At 60.3% G+C, this 21,609-nt stretch carries 17 protein-coding genes; 3 read left to right on the top strand and 14 right to left on the bottom strand.

All coding sequences use genetic code 11. From position 1 onward, the window contains the following. Positions 1-199 precede the first annotated feature (199 nt). On the top strand, positions 200-1,813 hold the full coding sequence (nadB, locus tag C1949_RS02585) for an L-aspartate oxidase (RefSeq protein WP_104736924.1): 1,614 nt from the start codon (positions 200-202) through the stop codon (positions 1,811-1,813). On the opposite strand, the gene C1949_RS02580 is transcribed toward nadB, so the two are convergent. Beyond that, the gene (locus C1949_RS02580) at positions 1,782-2,234 is read right to left on the bottom strand and encodes a hypothetical protein (RefSeq protein WP_104736923.1); all 453 of its coding nucleotides are present in this window, start codon (positions 2,232-2,234) and stop codon (positions 1,782-1,784) included. The genes nadB and C1949_RS02580 overlap by 32 nt on opposite strands. Then, positions 2,218-2,472: an FAD assembly factor SdhE gene (locus C1949_RS02575; protein ID WP_104736922.1), complete on the bottom strand. Its 255-nt coding sequence runs from the start codon at positions 2,470-2,472 to the stop codon at positions 2,218-2,220. The genes C1949_RS02580 and C1949_RS02575 overlap by 17 nt, the downstream gene beginning before the upstream one ends. Positions 2,473-2,596: 124 nt before the next feature. On the opposite strand from C1949_RS02575, the gene ygfZ reads away from it, so the two are divergent. Next, positions 2,597-3,586 carry a CAF17-like 4Fe-4S cluster assembly/insertion protein YgfZ gene (gene ygfZ, locus C1949_RS02570; protein ID WP_104736921.1) on the top strand — a complete coding sequence of 330 codons (990 nt, stop codon included), beginning with the start codon at positions 2,597-2,599 and terminating at the stop codon, positions 3,584-3,586. Positions 3,587-3,606: 20 nt separating this feature from the next. Continuing rightward, a complete protein-coding gene (locus C1949_RS02565; RefSeq protein WP_104736920.1) occupies positions 3,607-4,440 on the top strand; it encodes an HDOD domain-containing protein in 834 nt (277 codons plus the stop codon). Between the two features lie 23 nt (positions 4,441-4,463). On the opposite strand, the gene C1949_RS02560 is transcribed toward C1949_RS02565, so the two are convergent. The 12 genes from C1949_RS02560 to C1949_RS02505 all read right to left on the bottom strand — a co-directional run bounded on the left by C1949_RS02560 (position 4,464) and on the right by C1949_RS02505 (position 21,597). Beyond that, entirely contained in the window at positions 4,464-5,279 is an 816-nt protein-coding gene (locus C1949_RS02560) for an enoyl-CoA hydratase (RefSeq protein ID WP_104736919.1), read from the bottom strand. Between the two features lie 26 nt (positions 5,280-5,305). Then, positions 5,306-6,001, bottom strand: a complete 696-nt coding sequence (gene ung, locus C1949_RS02555) for a uracil-DNA glycosylase (RefSeq protein WP_104736918.1) — start codon at positions 5,999-6,001, stop codon at positions 5,306-5,308. A gap of 3 nt (positions 6,002-6,004) precedes the next feature. After that, complete coding sequence (locus tag C1949_RS02550) at positions 6,005-6,334, bottom strand: PA3694 family proteiin (protein ID WP_104736917.1); 330 nt, start codon at positions 6,332-6,334, stop codon at positions 6,005-6,007. Positions 6,335-6,346: 12 nt separating this feature from the next. Beyond that, positions 6,347-7,627: a flavohemoglobin expression-modulating QEGLA motif protein gene (locus tag C1949_RS02545; RefSeq protein WP_104736916.1), complete on the bottom strand. Its 1,281-nt coding sequence runs from the start codon at positions 7,625-7,627 to the stop codon at positions 6,347-6,349. A 164-nt stretch (positions 7,628-7,791) separates the two neighbouring features. After that, positions 7,792-9,297 carry a lysine--tRNA ligase gene (gene lysS, locus C1949_RS02540; protein ID WP_104736915.1) on the bottom strand — a complete coding sequence of 502 codons (1,506 nt, stop codon included), beginning with the start codon at positions 9,295-9,297 and terminating at the stop codon, positions 7,792-7,794. Positions 9,298-9,376: 79 nt separating this feature from the next. Next, a protein-coding gene (gene prfB, locus C1949_RS02535) for a peptide chain release factor 2 (protein ID WP_104736914.1) occupies positions 9,377-10,472 on the bottom strand; the annotation gives its coding sequence in 2 pieces (ribosomal slippage) (positions 9,377-10,399 and positions 10,401-10,472; 1,095 coding nt in all). 63 nt (positions 10,473-10,535) lie between these two features. Then, positions 10,536-10,952 (bottom strand): hypothetical protein, encoded by a 417-nt coding sequence (locus C1949_RS02530; protein ID WP_104736913.1) that lies wholly within the window; start codon positions 10,950-10,952, stop codon positions 10,536-10,538. A 26-nt stretch (positions 10,953-10,978) separates the two neighbouring features. Next, complete coding sequence (locus tag C1949_RS02525) at positions 10,979-13,240, bottom strand: putative bifunctional diguanylate cyclase/phosphodiesterase (RefSeq protein WP_229744479.1); 2,262 nt, start codon at positions 13,238-13,240, stop codon at positions 10,979-10,981. Between the two features lie 118 nt (positions 13,241-13,358). Further along, positions 13,359-15,089, bottom strand: coding sequence for a single-stranded-DNA-specific exonuclease RecJ (gene recJ / locus C1949_RS02520; protein ID WP_104736912.1), 1,731 nt, complete (start codon positions 15,087-15,089; stop codon positions 13,359-13,361). A 4-nt stretch (positions 15,090-15,093) separates the two neighbouring features. Beyond that, positions 15,094-15,633, bottom strand: a complete 540-nt coding sequence (locus C1949_RS02515) for a YaeQ family protein (RefSeq protein ID WP_104736911.1) — start codon at positions 15,631-15,633, stop codon at positions 15,094-15,096. Between the two features lie 64 nt (positions 15,634-15,697). After that, on the bottom strand, positions 15,698-16,381 hold the full coding sequence (locus C1949_RS02510; RefSeq protein WP_104736910.1) for a phospholipase D-like domain-containing protein: 684 nt from the start codon (positions 16,379-16,381) through the stop codon (positions 15,698-15,700). Then, positions 16,381-21,597, bottom strand: a complete 5,217-nt coding sequence (locus tag C1949_RS02505) for a DNA repair ATPase (RefSeq protein WP_104736909.1) — start codon at positions 21,595-21,597, stop codon at positions 16,381-16,383. The genes C1949_RS02510 and C1949_RS02505 overlap by 1 nt, the downstream gene beginning before the upstream one ends. Between the last annotated feature and the right edge of the window lie 12 nt (positions 21,598-21,609).

The following is a 21,609-nucleotide window of genomic DNA, read 5'->3' as shown; positions in this document are numbered from 1 at the left end:
TAACCAAAAGTTCTCCCCTCACTCAGGTACAGGATTAGGAGCACGACCGATGAAAAAAAGTTCCCCTTTGAATGCAATAGGCCATCACTTTTATCAACCGCAGTGATGCCCGAAGCACTCCCCCATGGGTGGCAGTATTGTGAGGCACTCAGCTTCTATATACTAGGACGCCTCGCAAGCACTGAGTGCAATAAACGCAATGACTCAACAACGGCAATACGATGTATTGGTCATCGGCAGCGGCGCCGCCGGTCTGACGCTGGCGCTGCACCTGGCAAGCGACCTGCGGGTCGCAGTTCTGAGCAAGGGCCAGCTGTCCGAGGGCTCCACATTCTGGGCTCAAGGCGGCGTTGCAGCCGTGCTCGACGACACCGACACCGTTGATGCTCACGTACAGGACACGCTGATCGCAGGCGGCGGTCTGTGCCACGAAGATGCCGTGCGGCAAATTGTCGGCGACAGCCGCGATGCCATCGGCTGGCTCATCGAGCAGGGAGTACCTTTTACCCGCGAGCGCAGAGAAGACGGTAGCGAGAGCGACGACTTCCACCTGACCCGCGAGGGTGGGCACAGCCATCGCCGCATCATTCACGCCGCTGACGCTACTGGCGCCGCGATCTTCAATACCTTGCTGCAACGCGCCGAAGAGCACGCCAATATCGAGCTGCTGGACAACCGGGTTGCGGTTGACCTGATCACCACCCAGAAGCTCGGCCGCGACGGCAATCAATGCCTCGGCGCCTATATCCTGAACCGCTCGACGGGCCACGTCGAAACCGTTGCTGCGCGCTTTACCGTGCTAGCGACCGGCGGAGCGAGCAAGGTCTACCTCTACACCAGCAACCCCGATAGCGCCTCCGGCGACGGTATTGCCATGGCCTGGCGCGCCGGCTGCCGAGTTGCCAACATGGAGTTCAATCAGTTCCACCCTACCTGCCTGTATCACCCGAAAGCCAAGAGTTTTCTGGTGACCGAAGCGTTGCGAGGCGAAGGCGCGTTGCTGCGCCTGCCCAATGGCGAACGCTTCATGCCGCGTTTCGATGAGCGAGCCGAACTGGCGCCACGGGATATCGTCGCCCGTGCAATTGACCACGAGATGAAACGCCTGGGCCTGGACTGCGTCTATCTGGACATCACCCACAAACCGGCCGACTTCATCCGCAGTCACTTCCCGACCGTGCATGAGCGCTGCCTGGCATTCGGCATCGACATCACCAAGGAGCCAATTCCGGTGGTGCCCGCAGCACACTACACCTGCGGCGGCGTGATGGTAGACAGCAGCGGACGCACCGACGTTGAACAGCTTTATGCGATTGGCGAAACCAGCTTTACCGGCCTGCATGGCGCAAACCGTATGGCCAGCAACTCACTGCTGGAGTGCATCGTCTACGGTCGTGCGGCCAGCAGTGCCATCCTCGACAAGCTGGCCAATACCAAGATGCCGGAGAATCTGCCCAACTGGGACGAGAGCCAGGTTACCGACTCGGATGAAGATGTGATCATCTCGCACAACTGGGATGAGCTGCGCCGCTTCATGTGGGACTACGTGGGGATCGTACGCACCTCAAAACGACTGCAACGGGCCAAACACCGGGTCGACATGCTGCGCGGGGAAATTCACGAGTTTTACAGCAACTACCGGGTCAGCCGTGATCTGCTGGAGCTGCGAAACCTCGCCCTGGTCGCAGACCTGATCATCCGCTCGGCCATGCTGCGCCATGAAAGCCGAGGGTTGCACTACACCCTGGACTTTCCGGCACAGCTGGACGAAGCGCTGGATACTATTCTGCAGCCGCCCAGCGCTGGCGACTGAACCGCAGCCGCAGTCGCAGCCGCCGCAGGCTCTCCTCGGAGGCAGCGTCTGCAGGCAGCACCACTGACACCGGGCACCAGCGACCTGGCTCACGCAGGCGCACCACCGTCAGCATTGCGCTGACATAGGTATCAGCCAGCAGCCGCGCCGCCGCTTCGGAGCCGTCACGGCGCAAGATATGCCAACCGTCGCTATCAAAACGTAAACCGGTGACCGAGTGCGGATGACTCAGGCTGACCTGCCGCGGCCAGATCCAGCTGCAGTAAACCGCCACCAACAGCACACATAGCAGGCTCGGCCAAAGACTCAAGGCACTGTGCACCACGCCGATACAGGCCAGCAGCCCCATCAGCGCCAACGCCAATGCCAGCCAGCGCGAAGGCTGGCGGCGCAACAGCAGAAATTCAGTCGGGCTGTACACGATCCAGAATCATCTCCACAATGCGTCGCAGATCCGGATCCTCCGGCTTGCCACGCTGCATGAACCAGCCAAACATATCCTGATCCTCACACTCCAGCAGCTTCTGATAGCGCTGCTGATCGTCCGCCTCCAGCGTCGGGTACACTTCCTGCAGGAAGGGCACCAGCAATACATCCAGCTCCAGCATGCCGCGGCGGCTGTGCCAGAACAAACGCTTCATTTCTATATCGGCCGACATCGGCAACTCCACAGTGAGGATTGAACTGCTTGGTAAAAGCCGCATTATAACGGCAAGCAGAGCCTGACAAGCACCTGCCCTGCCCCTATGATGTACCACCTGAACCAATGGAACAACGACAGGTATGACTCAACTACCCGACCTAGCCGATCGCTTCACTGACGACCGGGCAGACTGCGCCACCTGCGTCAGCTGGCTGAGCCACGAAGGCATCATTGCCGTTGACGGCGCCGACACCGACAAGTTCCTGCAGGGCCAGATCACCTGCGACCTTAAAACCGTCAGCACTGATAGCAGCTCGCTGGGCGCCCGCTGCAACCCCAAGGGGCGTATGCAGTCCAGCTTTCGCCTTTGGCGCAGCGATCAGGGCGTAATGCTGAGCCTCGCTCACGAGCTGATTGAATCCCAACTGGCGGATTTGGCCAAATACGCCGTGTTCTACAAGTGCCAACTGACCAACCAGAGCGAGAAGTGGATCGGCTTTGGCATCTGGGGCGAAGCGGCTGACGCTGCCCTGCAAAACTGCGGCCTCACTCTCCCGACCAATGGCGCAGTGGTGCACAAAGACAACCTGTTCGCCATTGGACTGCCAGGCGGCGCCTGTTCGCTTTGGGTCCCAACCGAACGCGCCGGACAGCTACTCGATCAGTTGTGCCAATACGCCAGCCCGGTCAGCCTGAACCAATGGTTGTTGCAGCAAATTCAAAGCGGCGTCGGCCAAGTCACCGGGCCGACACGCGAAAGCTTTATTCCGCAAATGCTAAACCTCCAGCAACTGGGCGGCGTCAGTTTCCGCAAGGGCTGCTATACCGGCCAGGAGATCGTCGCGCGCATGCAGTATCTGGGCAAATTGAAGCGCCGCATGTATCGCCTGCTGATGGCTGGCGAGGCCTTGCCCCCTCCCGGCACCGAAATCGTCGACCGCGACAGCGGCAAGGCTGTTGGCGAAGTCGTCATGGCCGCCCGTGGCAGCAAGGCGGTAGAAATGCTGGCTGTTCTTCAGAAGGATGCGGCACAATTGACCACACTGAGCGCCGGTGACAGCGACGGGCCACTGATCAGCCTTGCCGATCTGCCCTATGAACGCGAACTGACCACCGCCGAAGCCGAATAACACAGACTAAGGGACACGAGATGACCGATCTTGCCCAGCGCGTCCAGGACGAATTGATCCAGGCCATTGAGAAAGACCAGCTGGTGCTGCCGACACTGCCGGAAGTTGCCCTGCGCGTGCGTGAAGCCGCCGAAGATCCGGATGTCAGCATCCCTCTGCTGGTCAAGGAAATCAGCAACGACGCGGCCCTTAGTGCCCGCCTGATCAAGGTGGTGAACAGCCCACTGCTGCGCAGCCGGCAGGAGATCACCGATCTGTCTATGGCGGTCAATCGGATGGGAATCACCTACACCGCCAACCTGGCCACAGGTCTGGCGATGTCGCAGATGTTCCAGGCGACCTCCGATGTTATCGATCGCAAAATGCGTGAAGTCTGGACTCGCAGTACCGAAGTGGCGGGCATCAGCCATGTCCTATGTCGCCATTACACCAAGCTGAAACCAGACCAAGCCACCCTGGCGGGCCTGGTCCATCAGATCGGCGTACTGCCCATTCTGGCTTATGCAGAAGACAACTCGCAGCTGCTGCGCGACTCGATCAGCCTGAATCTGGTCATCGAGCGCATCCATCCTGTGCTCGGTGACCGCATCCTGCAGGCCTGGGACTTCCCGGAGCCACTGCGCCACGTACCGTCAGAGCATCTGGACTTCAAACGCAACTCACCGAGTGTCGACTATGCCGACGTCGTCCAGGTCGCGGTACTGCAGTCACTGGCCGGCACCCAGCACCCATTTACCCAGATGGACTGGAGCGCCATCCCCGCCTTCGCCAAGCTGGGCCTGGATCCCGCCGGAGAACAGGAAGATGAAGACCTGTCGGCAGAAATGGAAGCCGCCATGCAGCTGCTCGCCTGAGTCAGCTGCGGGTCAGGCCTGAGTCACCGTCGCGTCCACTGCGGCGGTCGCTTCTCAAGGAAGGCATTAACGCCTTCCACGGTATCTTCCAGTTCAAACAGATCAACAAAACGCTCTCGCTCACGCGCCAGCAGCGTGTTAATCGGCTGGTCCCTGCCACCCTGAATCAGCTCTTTGCAAAAATGCACCGCCGCCGGGCTCTGCCGCGCAACCTGCGCCGCAAGCCGCAACGCCACACCTAGCGCCTGTCCCTGCTCGACACACTCCTCTACCAGCCCAATACGCTCGGCACGCACGCCGTCGATCCGCTCACCGCAGAGAATCATCCGCTTGGCCCAGCCCTCACCAACCAGCCAGGCGAGTGCCTGCGTCCCACCCGCACAGGGCAGCAGCCCTACCCCCGTCTCGGGCAACGCCAGCTGGGCCTGGCGCTCGGCAATACGGATGTCACAGGCCAGTGCACACTCCAGTCCACCGCCCATGGCGTAACCGTTGATGGCCGCGATGGTAACCCCGGAAAAATCACGCAACGCCTCAAACGCCAAGCCAAACAGCCTGGCCATTTCCCGAGCCCGTGCCGGGTCGCCATCAGCAAACATCTTCAGGTCGGCACCGGCCGAGAAGAAGCGCTCACCACGCCCGGTGAGCACCAGCGCATAGATATCCGGGTCATCGTTGAGGTGGTTGAGCAGCTCCGGCAGCCCGTGCAGGGTGTCGGAGTCCCAGGTGTTGGCTGGCGGGTTATCGATGGTGACCAGCGCCGTGTGGCCGGCCTTTTGTACCACCAGCTTGTCGGTGCGCGGAACCAGCGCGGTGTAGGGTTGCAGTGCGTGTTCCATGACAATCTCCAGCAGTCTTCAGACAGTTACCGGGGAGGGTCTGGCAAGCTCCAGTTGATGGGTGCCAACCCCTTACTGACAAGATAGTCGTTCGCCGCGGAAAAGTGGCCGTTGCCAATGAACCCACGGTGGGCCGACAAAGGCGAGGGATGCACCGAGGTCAGCACACAGTGCCTGGCTCGATCAATCTGCTCCCCCTTGCGCTGGGCGTAGCTGCCCCAAAGCAGAAAGACACAGTTCTCGCGGCGCTCGTTGATGATATCGATCACCCTCGAGGTAAAACGTTCCCAGCCACGCTTGGCGTGCGAGCCCGCTTGCCCCTGCTCGACCGTCAGCACCGCATTGAGCAGCAGCACACCCTGTTCAGCCCAGGACTGCAGGCAGCCGTACGGCGGTATCGGCAAACCGAGGTCACGATTGATTTCCTTGAAGATATTCTGCAGCGACGGCGGCGTACGCACCCCCGGCGGCACCGAAAAACTCAAACCGTGTGCCTGCCCGGGGCCGTGATACGGGTCCTGCCCGATAATCACTACCCGCACCTTGTCCAGCGGCGTCGAGTTGAGTGCGTTGAAGATCAGCGGGCCCGGCGGAAAAATGACCTTGCCAGCTGCCTTCTCGGCCTGCAGGAACCGACGTAACTGCTGCATGTACGGCTGCTCGAATTCGTCCTGCAGAACGTCAAGCCAGCCTGCTTCCAACTGCACTGCCCGCTCGGTCATAGGTTACTCCGCCAGCGGCACAGCCTGATTGATGCAACGCACCACGCGGTCGCGGCTGTCCTTGAGCACCCCGGACAGCCCGTTCATGTTGCTGGCATGCAGCACCAGAACGCCGTCAACACATTCGGCCTCGTGCTTGGCCGGATTACGGCGCAGACTACCGGCCTCCTCCGAGCCCACAGTCACTACTCGATAGTCCGCGAGCTCCAGACCCTTTTCCGGATTGACGAAATTCAGATAGCCGTATAGGTGCAGCACGGCAACGGTGGCAATCACGGTAATGATGGCCGTGAGAATGATCGGCAGCTTGTTGACTTCCTGCGCTTGCGACATCGAATACTCCGATTAAAGAATGTTGGCGTAGTCTGCTTCGACCCGGTCCAGACTGAGGTTGTTCAAAAAGCCCGAAAAGCACATCCAGGCGCTCAGGGCGTTGAGGTCAGCAAAGGGCGCAGGCAGGTAGCGCGGTGGCACCACCAGCCCTTCGTCCACCAATTGCCCCAGGGTGCGCATGTCCTCCAGCGTGGTCTTGCCACAGAACAACAGCGGAATCTGCTGCAACTTGCCCTTGCGCACCGCCAGCTGAATATAGTTGTAGGTCAGGATAAAGCCCTTCAGATAGACCAGATCCTTGGTAAACGGCAGGCCATTACTGGCCGAGCCACGGAACACTCGACTGGTGTTGTTGTAGCTGTCGTCACGGGAATAGCCCTCATCCCGATAGAACTGAAAGACATCAAGAAAATCCCCGCCGGTTTCGGCAATCTGAATCGCCCGGGTTCGGTCAGTCAGTTTGCGCAGCCGCGCGGGATAGGAGTTGAATGTCAGCACCTCCATCAGGATGGCCAACCCTTCCTGGGTTACCGTCGAGGACGGCGGCCCCTTGGCCAAAAACGTACAGATCGGCTGGTGCTGGCCATTCAGGCTGGTCGCAACATGCACCATCCCCTCGTGCACGGCGAGAAGATTCAGATCACGCTGATTGAACATCGCATCACTGCGAATCTTGATGTAGTCAGCGCCCGCTGCCGCGTCGGCAACGATCCCATCGGACTCGAACACACGCACCGCTTGGTCGTCCGGAAACGCCTCGTTCATCCTCGCCTGCAGAATGCCTACGGCGTCCGGCGCCGCTATGGTCTTCGGTTCGCGCACCAGCTCGGTACGGGCGATATTCTTCAGCGACTCACTGAGCATGATACCGAGATCAGTCAGTGTCGGATCGCCTGCGTGAAAGGCGTCCGACGCCGCACCGTAAAGCTCTTGCGAGATCAGACCAAAATCCCGGGTGCCACGCGCTTCCAACATACGGATGACCGTCCGGTACTCACGGCACATCCGCCGCATGATCTGACCGACCGGGTTGAAGCTGCCAAGCTGACGGGTGATATCGCGCTCGATATCCTGAAAGATCTGCCGCCGCTCCGCCGAATCAAAACCCAGCGGGCGTTGGGCGTAGTAGTCGGGATTGATATCAGGAAGCGCCTTGCAGCGCTTCTTGAGGAAGGTGTCGCGGATGTTGTCGTCCCACTTGATCGCATCCAAAACCCGAATCGGCGCCTGCGCCTCGACAATCCGATCAGACAGACTGCGGATGACCAGCTGATACTGCTCACTCTGTTTCACGGGTGGCTCCCTTTGGTCGCAGCTGCAAGCTTTAAGCCGCAAGCTACAAGCTGTCCGTGCATTCACGCAATCTCGCGGACTACGCGGACAATCTGATGCTCATCATAGTCCTGGACAACACGAACTACTTGCCGCTTGAAGCTTGCAGCTGGCGGCGAAGCCGCCTAGGCCGTTTCTGGCCGCATGTGCGGGAACAGGATGACGTCACGGATCGACGGTGAGTTGGTCAACAGCATCACCAGACGGTCGATACCGATGCCTTCACCTGCGGTCGGCGGCATGCCGTATTCCAACGCGCGGACGAAATCGGCGTCGTAGTGCATGGCTTCGTCGTCACCGGCGTCCTTCTCTGCCACCTGGGCGAGGAAGCGCTCGGCCTGGTCTTCGGCGTCGTTAAGCTCCGAGTAGGCGTTTGCGATCTCACGACCACCGATAAACAGCTCGAAGCGGTCAGTGACGTTCGGGTTCTGGTCGTTGCGACGGGCCAGCGGCGATACTTCGAACGGGTACTCGGTAATGAAGTGCGGCTGTTCCAGCTTGTGTTCAACCAGCTCCTCAAAAATCATCACCTGCAGCTTGCCCAGACCTTCGTGACCGAGCACCTTGGCGCCGGCCTTCTTGGCGATGGCACGGGCCTTCTCGACGTCATTGAGATCGTCGGCGGTAATGTCCGGGTTGTACTTGAGGATAGAGTCATACACCGACAGACGCACAAAGGGCTCGCCGAAGTGGAATACCTTGTCGCCGTAGGGCACGTCGGTGGTGCCCAGCACCGCCTGCGCCAGCTCGCGGAACAACTCTTCGGTCAGGTCCATGTTGTCGCGATAGTCTGCGTAGGCCTGATAGAACTCGAGCATGGTGAACTCGGGGTTGTGACGGGTCGAGACACCTTCATTGCGGAAGTTGCGGTTGATCTCGAACACCTTCTCGAAACCGCCGACCACCAGCCGCTTGAGGTACAGCTCCGGCGCGATGCGCATGAACATCGGCATATCCAGCGCGTTGTGATGGGTCTCGAACGGCTTGGCCGCCGCGCCGCCCGGAATGGTCTGCAGCATCGGAGTTTCGACTTCCAGAAAGCCACGGTCATTAAGGAAACGGCGGATGTGCGCAATCACCTGCGACCGCACACGGAAGGTATGACGCGCTTCCTCGTTGACGATCAGGTCAACGTAGCGCTGGCGGTAACGCTGCTCGGTGTCGGTCAAACCGTGGTGCTTGTCCGGCAATGGGCGCAGCGACTTGGTCAGCAAACGCACGTCCTTCATATGCACATAAAGATCGCCCTTGCCGGAGCGCGCCAGGGTACCTTCAGCGGCAATGATGTCGCCCAGATCCCAGGTCTTGATCGCTTCCAGGGTCTCGGCCGGCAGGCCCTTGCGGTCAACGTAGACCTGCAGACGGCCGGAGGTATCCTGCAGCACCATAAAGGCACCACGGTTGAGCATGATACGCCCGGCGATCTTGACCGGGATCGCCGCCGCTTCCAGCTCTTCCTTGCTTTTGCCCTCATACGCTTTCTGCAGATCAGCGCACAGGCTGTCGCGGCGGAAGTCGTTAGGGAAGGCAATACCCTGTTCGCGGGCAGCGGCCAGTTTGGCCTTGCGCTGGGCGATCAGCTGGTTTTCTTCCTCGTGTTGGGCGTGCAGGTCTTGCTGCTGGTCGGTCATATCGATGAATCCCGGAAAAAATCAATTCGGTTGTTGGCCCGCAACGCGGGCCATGGCGGATTGCCGTGCGGCGGCCGGTTTATAGGCCCATTTTCAGGCTGGCCTCGATGAATTCATCAAGATCGCCATCCAGTACCGCGTTGCAGTTGCTGTTCTCGATACCGGTACGCAGATCCTTGATACGCGACTGGTCAAGCACGTAGGAGCGGATCTGGTGTCCCCAGCCAATGTCGGACTTGGTGTCTTCCAGTGCCTGCGCGGCCTCGGAACGCTTCATCATTTCCAGCTCGTACAACTTGGCCCGCAACATCTTCATTGCGTGGTCCTTGTTGGCGTGCTGCGAACGCTGGTTCTGGCAGCTGACCACGGTGTTGGTCGGAATGTGGGTAATCCGTACCGCCGAGTCGGTGGTGTTAACGTGCTGACCACCCGCCCCGGAAGAGCGGTAGGTATCCACCCGCAGGTCTGCCGGGTTGATATCAATTTCGATATCATCGTCGATCTCGGGTGCGGCAAAGACCGCCGAGAACGAGGTGTGACGACGGTTACCGGAGTCGAACGGGCTCTTGCGCACCAGACGGTGCACGCCAATCTCGGTGCGCAGCCAGCCGAACGCATATTCGCCACGAATGTGCACGGTCGCACTCTTGATGCCGGCCACTTCACCCTCGGACAGCTCAACAATCTCCGCATCAAACCCGTGCTGGTCCGCCCAGCGCAGGTACATGCGCAGCAGAATGTTGGCCCAGTCCTGCGCTTCGGTACCACCGGAGCCAGCCTGAATATCCAGATAGCAGTTATTGGCATCCATCTCGCCGCTGAACATACGGCGGAATTCGAGTTTCTCCAGCGCCTCCTGCAGACGCTTGAGCTCGGTTACCACATCATCGACCGCGCCCTGATCGCCCTCTTCGGCGGCCATTTCGAGCAGTTCGCCCGCATCAGCCAGGCCACCACTCATCTCGTCGAGGGTACCAACGATGTCGGCCAGTTGTGAGCGCTCACGGCCCAGGTTCTGGGCCCGTTCGGGCTCATTCCAGACGCTGGGGTCTTCCAGCTCACGCTCTACTTCGGTCAGGCGATCACGCTTGTGATCGTAGTCAAAGATACCCCCTGATGGTTTCAGAGCGGCTTCTCAGGTCTTTGATGGTGTTCAGAATCGGATTGATTTCCATGGTGACGGACCCCGGCAGGAAAAAGCCGCCATTGTAGCCGAATTCAGCCGCCGAGTGCAGCTGTCATGCCCGCGGCGCAAAGGCGCGCAGAAACACCAGGGCGCCAAGTCCCCAAAGGGCATTGAGAATGAAACCGATGGCAAAGCGCGGCACAAACAACTGCCAGTCCAGCCCATACCCCTTGAGTGGAAAAACCAGCAGCAGCGCGACCAGTGTCAATGCGATCCCGCCAAACAAGGCCGCCTTGAGCCAGATCAGTTGCTTGCCCATACGCGCCAGAGCGAGAACCAGTACCACGCCCCAAACCCCACCCCAAAATGCGGAAGACACCACTGCCGGCACCGACAGCGGCGCGACCGGATCAAGCGAGAAGGCAGGAAAGGGGACCACACCTGCGGCATGCAGCAGCGCCAGCGCAGGTTGATGGAAACAGAAAACCGCCAGAAACCCGGCCGTGAACGCAAGCAACCAGTGACGCATTGGAAATCCGCCCGATCAGCTGAAAGTCACTGCACTATAGCAGCCTCAAGCGAGCCCACTTCCGGCGCCCGCACCTGATTCGACAGCTGCTCCAGTATCGGGTAGATATCCAGCGCCGACTGCGGCCTGCTGAACCAATATCCCTGAACGAAGTTGCAGCCTTCATTGTGCAAAAAGTCCATCTGCTCCGGGGTTTCAATCCCTTCGGCGATCACATCCATATCGAGCCCACGGCCTAGCCCGATAATCGCCCGACTGATCGCCTTCAAACGCTCATCATCTGGCGCTTTGGTAATGAAACTCTTGTCGACCTTGATGATGTGCAGCGGATAGCGGTGCAGGTAACCCAGCGACGAAAAGCCGGTCCCGAAGTCATCCAGCGCGATTCGGATACCCATACTCTCAAGCTCACGCAACGCTGCCAACGTGTCGGGCACATCGCGCATCAGCAAACTCTCGGTAATTTCCAGCACCAGACTGGACGGCGGCAAACCGGTTTCGCGGAGGATTTGTGCCACCCGGTTGGCAAAGCCCTGTTCCTGCAGCTGGCGACTGGACAGGTTCACCGAACAGCGCAGGCCGGCCAGCCCCTGTTGGTGCCACTGACGAACCTGGGTGCAGGCCTGCTGCAATACCCATTCACCGACCTCGACAATCTCCCCCGACTCTTCCAACACGGGGATGAACTCGTCCGGCGATACCAAACGAGTACCCTGCCACCAACGCAGCAGAGCCTCGACGCCGACCACCTGGGAGCGCCCGGCAGAAACCTGCACAATCGGCTGATAGAACAACTCAAACTGTCGCTGGGCAAGCGCTTCGCTGAGCGCGTTTTCCAGATTCAGCCGCTGATTGGCTTCCTCTTGCAGCGCATCACTGTAGAGCGCCAGCTGGGACTTGCCGAACGCCTTGGCACGGTAGAGCGCAAGGTCCGCCTCGCGCAGAACATCCTGCTGCCCGTCATGCCCGTTCAGGGGCGCCACGCCGATGCTGACACTGACCGACAGCCGCCGGGCCGCAGCAATGATCGGGTAATGCAACGCGTGCATGATGCGCTTGGCAACCACTTCGGCGTCACCGGCCATCGCCATGTCATCCAGCAGCACGACAAACTCGTCACCACCAAAACGGGCCAGATGGTCGCCCGGGCGCAGGCAACGCTCAATCCGCTTGGCGACCTGAATCAGCACCTGATCACCGACCTGGTGTCCCAGACTGTCGTTAATCAGCTTGAATCGATCCAGATCGATAAACAGCACAGCCGAATGACGCGCCCCCGGCTTGGACTGACGCTGCAACGCCTGAGTCAGCAACTGACTGACCAGTTGCCGATTGGGCAGCCCGGTCAGCTCATCGTGCAGCACCATGTGGGCCAGCTCCTGCTCAGTCTGCTTGCGCTGGCTGATATCCGTCAGCGACCCAGCCAACAGGTGTTCACCATGCAGGTCGGTCGAGGCAACCCCACGGATCATTACCCAGATCAACCGTCCCCAGCTGTCGCGCACCTCGCACTCAACATGCAGATAAGACTGACGGCCATCCAGATGCGCCTGAACCGCAGCACGAAAGCCGCCACGCTGGGCCTCAGGAATCAGGCTGGCCCAATCGGCCAGGGTGCGCGGAGCACGCGCCGCATCCAGCCCGAGCATGGCCAGCCAGCGATCAGAGACGTGCAGCCGGTCATCTTCGACATGCCACTCCCAGAGCCCGTCATTGGCCCCCTGCACCGCTCGCGCATAACGGTCTTCACTGGCCTGCAGCGCCACCTTGCCAGCGCTGGAATAGGTATCCACCGTAAGACTCAGATCAAAGAAGGCTACCTTGAGCAGGCAGCCGTACAACTGCTCGGCAAGCTTGGGGTCAGCGTGCCACTGGCGATTGATCGCCCGGTGCATGAAGTCGAGATAGAAGTGAAACGCCGCCAGATACCACTTGAGGTCGACACCCAAACGCTCGTGGGTCAGCCCCACCAGCAGCCGCAGACGCACATACTGCAGATCATAGGGGCCACGTAACAGTTGCCGAAAATAGTTCTGCTGCTGCGCCTTGAGCAGCGTCAAACGACCGGGATAGCCCAGCAACCCGGCGGGTTCGTCGAATTGCTCAAAGTGCCTGAACAGTGCATCAATGCACTCAAGATGGAGCCGATCCAGCGCCGGGAGGTGAGCAGTCAGGCAGGCAAAGCCGTCGTCATTGATCAGCAGCAAACGCAGGCGCTGCCTCACCTCATTCGGGTTCAACCCGAGGTGACGCTGCATATTCAGCAACTGCTGCTTCAGATCCGGCACGGCCTGGGCCCCCAGCGCACCCGGCAAGACCCGGGCGGAAAGAATGGTGATGCATTTTCGCTCTATGTATCACTGCATGAAAACCAAAAGCGCAGAGCAGGTCAATCCCCTTTGTACGCTAGACCGTATCTGCTGGCTCAATATGACGAACCATCAGTTGCAGACTCTGGCGACCACGAAACTCGTTGATGTCCAGCGTATAGGCCAGCAGCACTTTGTTGATGGCCGCATTGGGCCAGTGCTGCGGCTCAATATTGAATGCGATCGCATCCAGCGGTTCTGTGCTGCCCGGCAGGCGCAGCACCAGCTTCAGATGGCGCTCGCCGACCAGCCGTTGCTGCAACACCTGAAACTTGCCATGAAACAGCGGCTCCGGGAAGTGCTGCCCCCAGGGTCCCGCCTCGCGTAGCGACGCGGCAATATCCATGGACAGGTCGCCGGCCTCCAGCTCGCCATCGGACAACAGCCGCCCGGTCAGATCCTCGGCCTCCAGCTGACGACGCACTTCAGCGTCAAAAGCCGCGGCAAAGGCCGGAAAATCGGCTTCCCGTAGCGACAGACCGGCCGCCATGGCGTGGCCGCCGAACTTGCTGATCAACTCAGGATGACGCGCCGCTACCGCATCCAGTGCATCGCGGATATGCAGCCCGCTGACCGAACGCGCCGAGCCTTTGACCATCCCATCCCCCGCGTCGGCAAAGGCAATTACCGGGCGATGAAAACGGTCCTTCAGGCGCGAGGCGAGAATGCCGATCACGCCCTGATGCCACTCGGCATCGTACAGGCAGAGGCCGAACGGCAGGTCCGCCTCCTCAAGCTGCATGCCTTCAAGCGTTTTCAACGCCTGCTGCTGCATGTCGCGTTCGATTGCCTTGCGGTCGCGGTTGAGGCCATCCAGCTCGCGCGCCATATCCAGCGCCAGTGATTCGTTGTCGGTCAACAGACACTCAATACCGAGGCTCATATCGTCGAGCCGCCCTGCCGCGTTCAATCGCGGACCAACAATAAACCCGAGATCGGTGGATACCAGCCGCTCACGCGGCCGCCCTGCCACCTCCAGCAGGGCACGAATACCCGGTCGGCAACGGCCGGCACGAATACGCGCCAGCCCCTGATGCACCAGAATCCGGTTGTTGGCATCCAGCGGTACCACGTCTGCCACGGTGCCAAGGGCCACCAGGTCCAGCAGCTCCGCCAGGTTCGGCTCGGCTCGGCCAGTTTCGACAAACCAGCCGCTTTCACGCAGCGCCGCACGCAACGCCAGCATGACATAGAAAATCACCCCGACGCCGGCCATCGCCTTACTGGCAAAGCCGCAACCGGGTTGACTCGGGTTAACGATGGCATCGGCTGCCGGCAGCTGCTCGCCCGGCAAGTGATGGTCGGTGACCACTACCTGCAGACCGGCGGCCTTGGCCGCAGCAACGCCATCGATGCTGGAAATGCCGTTGTCGACCGTCACCAGCACGTCCGGCGAGCGGGCGAGAGCCACCTCGACAATTTCCGGGGTCAGGCCATAGCCGTATTCGAAGCGGTTGGGCACCAGATAATCGACCCGCCCAGCGCCAAGCATACGCAGCGCCAGCACGGCAACGCTGCTGGCGGTGGCGCCGTCCGCGTCGAAGTCACCGACAATCAGAATCGACTGACGGGCACGCAACGCCTGTTCCAGTACCGCGACAGCCCGATCGATACCGAGCAAACCGTCGAACGGCAGCAACGCCTGCAACCGCCGATCCAGCTCAGCCTCATTGAGCACGCCGCGGGCAGCGTACAGACGGGTCAACAATGGCGGCAGATTACCCAGGGCGGGCAGCGCTGAGGGCAGCGGGCGGGTTGCTATCTGCATCAGCTCAACGCTCGCCCTGAAGCCACTCGACCGGCAATTCGTGCTGCTGATCACCGTCGCTGACATAGAGCACCCCATCGCTGATCATCACGCCCCAGTCGATGCTGCGCGGCAGGTCAGTGGACAGCGCCTGCAGCGGCTCGTCAGGTAGCGCAGCAACATTCAGGTTGGCCAGCGATGTGACGGCAGAAAGCTGCTTATTGATCCACACACGGGTGTTGCCATAGACCAACACCGACACCTTCCCGGCACGACGTGAGCACCAGGTCATGCGTTCAGCGTCGGGCTGGCCAACTTCGATCCAGTGCTCAACCCGATCATCCAGAGTTTTCAGCCACAGCGCCGGTTCGTCGACATCAGACAACCCGCGGCCGAACGTCAGGCGCTCGTGATACCAAAGCGCGTAGGCCAGCAGGCGAACCGCCAGCCGCTCTTCGGTCTCCGACGGGTGACGGGCCACCGTCATGCGCACGTTCTCGTACACACCCAGGTCGGTATCGGTAATGTTCAGCTGAACCTTGTAGGGGGTTGCCTGCAATGCCATGAGGAGGGTCCTGTGGGAAGCCGGGCGGCAGTGTACCGCATCCGCCGCACCGACGCAGAACCGCTCAGACCGAGAAGCGCTGCCAAAGCCCCTCGAATTCTCGTACGTAATCCGCCACCAGCGGTGGGTGATCAATCACCAACAGGTTTTCCTGATTGAAATCGCTGGCACTGCGTGTCCAGTTGAAGCTGCCATTGAGCAGGATCCGGTCATCGAACAGGGCAAACTTGTGGTGCATGTGATAAGGGCCCGGATCGACCCGCAGGGGAATACCCTCATCGCGCAGCATGGCGATGTCGCTGCCCATATCGTGCTGCTTTTCATGGTCGCTGATGATCCGCACCTTGACCCCGCGCTGATGACAGGCCAACACCGCGCGACTCAAACGGTCATCAGAGATAGTAAAGACACAGATGTTTAGGCTGTTACGTACCTGGTTACACAGGTCCAGAATCCGCCGCCGGCAGCTTTCACCCGGACTGAAATGCGCACTGGCCACCTGCACCTCATTGACCTGCGAGGTATCCAGCGTCTTGACCACCTGTTCAAGCCACTTCAAAGCAGGCAAGACGTTCTCCGGCTCGGCCACCAGTTCGCGCACTAGCGCAAAGGCCCGGTTACGCAAAAAGCGAACGCGGTCAGGTTCAAGACCACCACCCAGTTCGCGCAGCTCGACACGCTCCTCGTTGCTCAAGCGCAGATCAGCCACGCTGTCACGTAGAACTTGGTCCAGTTGCTGAAAATCCATCATTGCTCGCCACCACCCTGCTCATCCACGGTCACTACTTTCAGTTGCCGAACAATGTCGAGCAACTGCGTCTGCGCCTCGCGTCCAGCCAGCACCTGCCGATCCATGACCTCAGCCAGCGGCGTGACCGTGGCGCGCATGCTGTCGGACAGGCCTTCCAGCATCTGCTGGATCAGCTCTTTAGGCGGCATCACCACCCGCACCTTGGGACTCAGCTTGTGCAGCGAGTCCAACGCGCCGAGCAGCTCCTCCCAGGGCACCGCAACCTCGCTGCCCTGCTTGCCTCCCAACGCCCGAACACTCTGAACCAGATCGTTCAGTTGGCCGACCACACGCTGCCCGACCTCGGCATCATCACCGCCCATCGCGCGATTGCGCAGGAAGTCCGCCTTGATTTGCTCCCAGCGGGCCGCACGCTCTGCGTTCAGGGTGCCACGCAGCTCAGCCAGCTTGAGTAAATTCTCTTCGGCGCCAGTGGTGAGCAGTTGCGACTCACCTTGGTAGTGGTCATCGATCAACTGCTGCAGCTCCTGCTCGTTCATGACCGCAGAGACCTTCTCGGCCAGCTTGTTCATGTTGCGATAGCTGCCCTGCAACTTGAACGGCGGTTCGGTTCGATACCGGTCATCCTGCGCGGCGCTGGCGATGTACTGCTGGTTGACCCGCAGCACCACGTCACGCAACTGCATCATGCGCTGCAGGGTGGCAACCATGTCGTTGATCTCGGCCGCGCTGTAGTCGTAACTCAACTCATTGGCAGAGAACGGCTTGCCTTCGGCCTTGGCCACCAGCCGGTACAGATCATTCAGGTCGCGGCCTGCCAAGGGCGCAAGCACGGCGTTTGAGGTGAGGCTGTTTTCGATGTAGCTCAGCGCGAACACATCGTTCATGCCCGCCAGGGTGTCGCCGAGGTTATAAATGTCGGCACGGTTGGCCAGCATGTCCGGAATGCGGAACACCTCACCGGACTCGGTGTAGGGGTTACCGGCCATGACCACGGCAAACTTGCGACCGCGCATGTCATAGGTGCGCGTGCGCCCCTTCCAGACACCCTCGATGCGTCGCGTGCCATCACAGAGCGAGATGAACTTCTGCAAAAACTCGGGATGGGTATGCTGAATGTCGTCGACATACAGCATCACGTTGTTGCCCATCTCCAGTGCCAGGTTCAGTTTGACCAGCTCTTGCGCCGCCGTTGCGTCCGGCGCCTGTGCCGGATCGAGCGAGCGCACTTCATGTCCCAGCGCCGGACCATTGATCTTCATGAATACCAGGCCCAGGGCGTGGGCAACGTATTCCATCAATGTGGTCTTGCCGTAGCCCGGCGGAGAAATCAGCATCAGCAGACCATTGAGGTCCGAACGCCGCCCCTCTCCTACCGTGCCCATCTGCTTGGCAAGGTTATCGCCAATGACGCCAAGATAGACGTCATTGATCAGCCGGTTACGCACAAAGGAAGAGAGCGGGCGAGGTTTGAACTCTGATAGCCGCAGAGTCTTGCGCTGCTCGTCAAGAATCTGCTGACGTACCTGCTGATAACGCCCCAGCCCGGGCTGGAAGTGCTGACGGTGATGGCGCAAGCGGCTGAAGAACTCATCGACCGCCAACACCAGTCGTCCCTCCTGCACGCGCGGGTGCTGTCCCAACAAGCCGGAGACCTCAAAGCGCAAATCCACTTCCGCAACCGTCACCTGAACCTGCGATTCAAGCAAACAAAGCGCAACCGCTTCCGGCACGTAGCGGCGCAGCGGCGCAAATGCCTCCTGCTCGCACAAGCCGCCAAACCAATGCAGCAGAAACTGCCATTGCTGCCCGGGCGATCCAGCCAATTGCTCAACGGCTTGCCGGCAACTGTCCCACAGGCCAAGGGGTGACAGGTGCGCTTGCAGCCCGACGCGCAACTCCTGAGCATAGCGACTGAACTGCCAGACCGGCTGGGGCTCAGCCAGCCACTCGACCAGCCAGGCCGCGCCAGCCTCCAGCACGACTGCGTCGACCTCAGCAAGTCGCTCCTCAAGCCACAACTGCAAGCTAGACTGAACCTCACCCTGCAGCTGCAACAGCGCTTCCGAGCGACCAAACAGCTGCCGAATCTGCAGCACGGCAGCAGCGCGCTCGGCCCACCCGGAGATAAGCGCGGTATCGACATTCTGCGCCCAGAACAACATCGCCAGCGCCCGCGCCTGCGGGTCGAAGCGCAGCAGTCCGGCACTATCAAGCAATGGCAGCAGCTGTGCGAGGATCAGCGCAGCGTCATGGTCATGAATACCCTTCTCATAGCCTTCCCGGTAGCGCGGGGTCGCCACCTCTCGCAGCGTGCGAACCAGTTGCTCCGGCTCCAGCAACTGCTGGTGCAATAACGCCATACTGAGGCCCGCTTCAGCGCGCTGCGCCAAGGCGATAACCTCGCCTGCCAGATACTCTGCCCGGTACAGCAATGGCGACTCGGACAACAAGCCTCCATCCCAGTAGTCTCGCAGCGCATCCAGCTCATCATTGACCAACGGCTCGAAGTAATCAGTGCCGGTCAGATGCAGGCTCAGCGAGTCACCTCGCGGCAGCAGAGTCAGGTCCAGCTCCTGGGCGTTGACGCTGAAGCGGTGACGTGGCCCGAGGCGAATAACGTTGCCGCCGCCTTCGAATAGCTCACGCTTGTCGCGCAACCCGCGCACCGCCTGATCGCGAGCGCCCTTGAGCCTCGCTTCAATGTCATCGGCCTTGACGTTATCGTGCAGCTCACGCAGGCGCTCGATCAGCTCGCGTAACTTGAGGATCAGTGGGTCGGTCGCAAAGAAGGCATTAAGCAGATCTGGCTCGGTCAGCCGGCCGGTACGCCTCGGCAGACTGTCGATAATGCGAACAGCCGCGTCCTGCAGTCCCTGGGCGCGACGCTGACGCTCATCCAGCAAGCGCTGACGGTGGCTCTCAAAGGTTTCCAGCAGCTCTTCACGCTTATCGAGGATGTCAGCCAGGAAAGACTCATGGCCACCAAACTGGCTTTCCAGTTCCTCCAGCTGAACCAGTAGACGGGACAATTGCTCATCGCAGCTTTCCGGGTCCTGCGCCTGCGCCAGTGCGTTGGTAATCGCCTGGCTGAACAGTTTGAACTGAGCACCAAATTGCGCCACCTGCTCGGCCGAACCAAGCGACTTGCGACGCAGCTCTGCCCGTGCCTTGGATTGATTGAGCTTGGCATACAGCTCCGAGATTGCTTCGACCACGCGAGTACGCTGGGTCGCATCGTCAATACGCAGCGAGGCCATCAGCTCCGATAGCATGTCCAAACCCGCTGCCATCGCAGTCAGCTGCTCCAACGGTTCGGCCAGCTGCGTAACGGTCTCTGCCTGCTGGGCACTGGCATCCAGCTGCTCCAGCTGCTGGTGATACGGAGCCAGCGCCTGCTCGCCCGACAGGAAGCTGGATACCTCCGCCGCCAGACGCTCATGCTCGGTGAGCAGCTGCGCTTCCATTTCATCAATCTGAGCAACATCGATATAACGAAGCTCGCGAATGGTGAGCAGCTTGCCCCGCTGTGCATTGAGCGCGCCCAACGCATCAACGTAAGTCTGGACTTCGGTAAATTCCTGTGTCGAGAGTCCGGACATCAATTCGCGCTGACGCGTGCTGGCCTCGTTCATCGCCCTGGCAGACTGCTGTCGTATGCTCTCGACTTTCTCGAACTCGTCCAGCACCATCGCCGCGCTGGACGCTATCTGACGCAGCAGCGGCGCAATGCCGCCACAGGCATCGTCACTCAGCCAGTAATAGGAATCGAACAGCCGCTGAGTCTCCTGACAGAGCAGCGCATAACGCTGCAGCGAGACTTCGTCACTATCTATCTCACGCGACAGGCTGAGCAGGTCGGACACCCCGCGCACCAGTTCAGCGTTGCCAATACGACCGAAGAAGCCGCCACGCTGGGGCTGGGCTGCAGCGTGTTCATCGGTGTAGAACGGCGTCTGCCAGATCTGCATCGGGTGGATGCGGGTTGGCTCATCTCCTTCCGATGAGAAAATGACCATGCGCCCGTCGGCCAACCGCGCGTGACCATGACCGAATAGCGGATTCTGCAGCTCGCGGCTGATGAGGTTGTAGGTAAATAGCGCCGAACGCCCTTGCTCGGGATGGTAGAAAACGTACTGAACGTCCTCTCCGTTTGGCGAGCGAACGGAACGCTTGAAGCGCATCCCCTCCATCGACTGATCAAAGGTGCGGTAATCACCGCTCTGCAGATAGCAGCCACCAGGGAAGATGATGCCGTGATCTTCCGGCAGCTGCACACAGGCCTGCCCAATCGCATCGATGCGCTGCACCTTGCGGGTCAGGGTATTGAAAACCAGATAGCGCCATTGCTCTTCGCGGTACGGCAGCACCTTCAGCAGAATCAGGGTGCCTAGGTGGGCGTACTCGATCTGCACGTCATTCAGTGACTGGGTCTTGTCGGCGACCGGCTCGCGGTAAATGCCCAGGCCATCCTCGGTGTTGTTCTCTACCTTGACGGTCAGATCACCACCCAGGGTGTCGACAAACAGGGTATCGAGAATATTGAAATGCGAGTGCCGGCCCTGCACCACAGCGTCGCGGCCGGCAGCGGTCCACTCAAAATCAAAGGGGCGCGGCAACTGAATGTCACGCTCACCGCGGTTATCGATGTAGCGCACCTGACTGCCATCAGCGGACACCGACCAGCGGAAGACGCGCACATCGCTGATCCGCTCGCCAATCTGAAAGGCCGCCAGCAACTTGCCGTCACGCACGCTCAGCTGCAGCAGCCGCGTGTTCTTGTAATAGCGATAGAGCTCGTCAAAGTCGTTGACGAAGCTGGCCTCAGCCAGAAAGCTGCCGGCCAGATCAACAGGCTGGGCGTCGTACTCGCCATCCTGCTGAACCAACCGATAAAGGGAGAAAACGTCCTGTACCCGGGTTTCCTGCTTGAGCCCGATAAACACGTTGTAGCCGAACAGCATCAGCCCGCCGACCTGGGCGATATCGCGTGCGATGCAGTTGTTTTCGGTGCGCACGCGCGTGCGACCAATCACTTCAATCGGCTGACTGCCAAACTCCTGCTGCCGCTGGGCATTCAGCGCCTCGGCCAGACCGGCAAGTTGCCGGCCCTGCTCCAGCAGCCGCTTGTGCAGCACCTCGTAGGCACCGCCTTCAGCTACAGCCCGATCAACCAGGCCCTGCGCCTGATCTTCGCCTGCTGACTCTGACATCCTCGTCATTCC

This window comes from Halopseudomonas oceani, from assembly GCF_002903165.1.
GTDB lineage: Bacteria > Pseudomonadota > Gammaproteobacteria > Pseudomonadales > Pseudomonadaceae > Halopseudomonas > Halopseudomonas oceani.
This window is presented reverse-complemented; position numbering and strand designations above follow the sequence as displayed.

What these genes read in the sequence shown, in the direction of transcription:
- ygfZ (WP_104736921.1), top strand. Translation starts at nt 2,597, where the DNA reads ATGACTCAACTACCCGACCTAGCCGATCGCTTCACTGACGACCGGGCA.
- C1949_RS02510 (WP_104736910.1), bottom strand. Translation starts at nt 16,381, where the DNA reads ATGGATTTTCAGCAACTGGACCAAGTTCTACGTGACAGCGTGGCTGAT.
- C1949_RS02515 (WP_104736911.1), bottom strand. Translation starts at nt 15,633, where the DNA reads ATGGCATTGCAGGCAACCCCCTACAAGGTTCAGCTGAACATTACCGAT.
- recJ (WP_104736912.1), bottom strand. Translation starts at nt 15,089, where the DNA reads ATGCAGATAGCAACCCGCCCGCTGCCCTCAGCGCTGCCCGCCCTGGGT.
- lysS (WP_104736915.1), bottom strand. Translation starts at nt 9,297, where the DNA reads ATGACCGACCAGCAGCAAGACCTGCACGCCCAACACGAGGAAGAAAAC.
- ung (WP_104736918.1), bottom strand. Translation starts at nt 6,001, where the DNA reads ATGACCGAGCGGGCAGTGCAGTTGGAAGCAGGCTGGCTTGACGTTCTG.
- C1949_RS02565 (WP_104736920.1), top strand. Translation starts at nt 3,607, where the DNA reads ATGACCGATCTTGCCCAGCGCGTCCAGGACGAATTGATCCAGGCCATT.
- nadB (WP_104736924.1), top strand. Translation starts at nt 200, where the DNA reads ATGACTCAACAACGGCAATACGATGTATTGGTCATCGGCAGCGGCGCC.
- C1949_RS02575 (WP_104736922.1), bottom strand. Translation starts at nt 2,472, where the DNA reads ATGTCGGCCGATATAGAAATGAAGCGTTTGTTCTGGCACAGCCGCCGC.
- C1949_RS02560 (WP_104736919.1), bottom strand. Translation starts at nt 5,279, where the DNA reads ATGGAACACGCACTGCAACCCTACACCGCGCTGGTTCCGCGCACCGAC.
- C1949_RS02550 (WP_104736917.1), bottom strand. Translation starts at nt 6,334, where the DNA reads ATGTCGCAAGCGCAGGAAGTCAACAAGCTGCCGATCATTCTCACGGCC.
- C1949_RS02530 (WP_104736913.1), bottom strand. Translation starts at nt 10,952, where the DNA reads ATGCGTCACTGGTTGCTTGCGTTCACGGCCGGGTTTCTGGCGGTTTTC.
- C1949_RS02505 (WP_104736909.1), bottom strand. Translation starts at nt 21,597, where the DNA reads ATGTCAGAGTCAGCAGGCGAAGATCAGGCGCAGGGCCTGGTTGATCGG.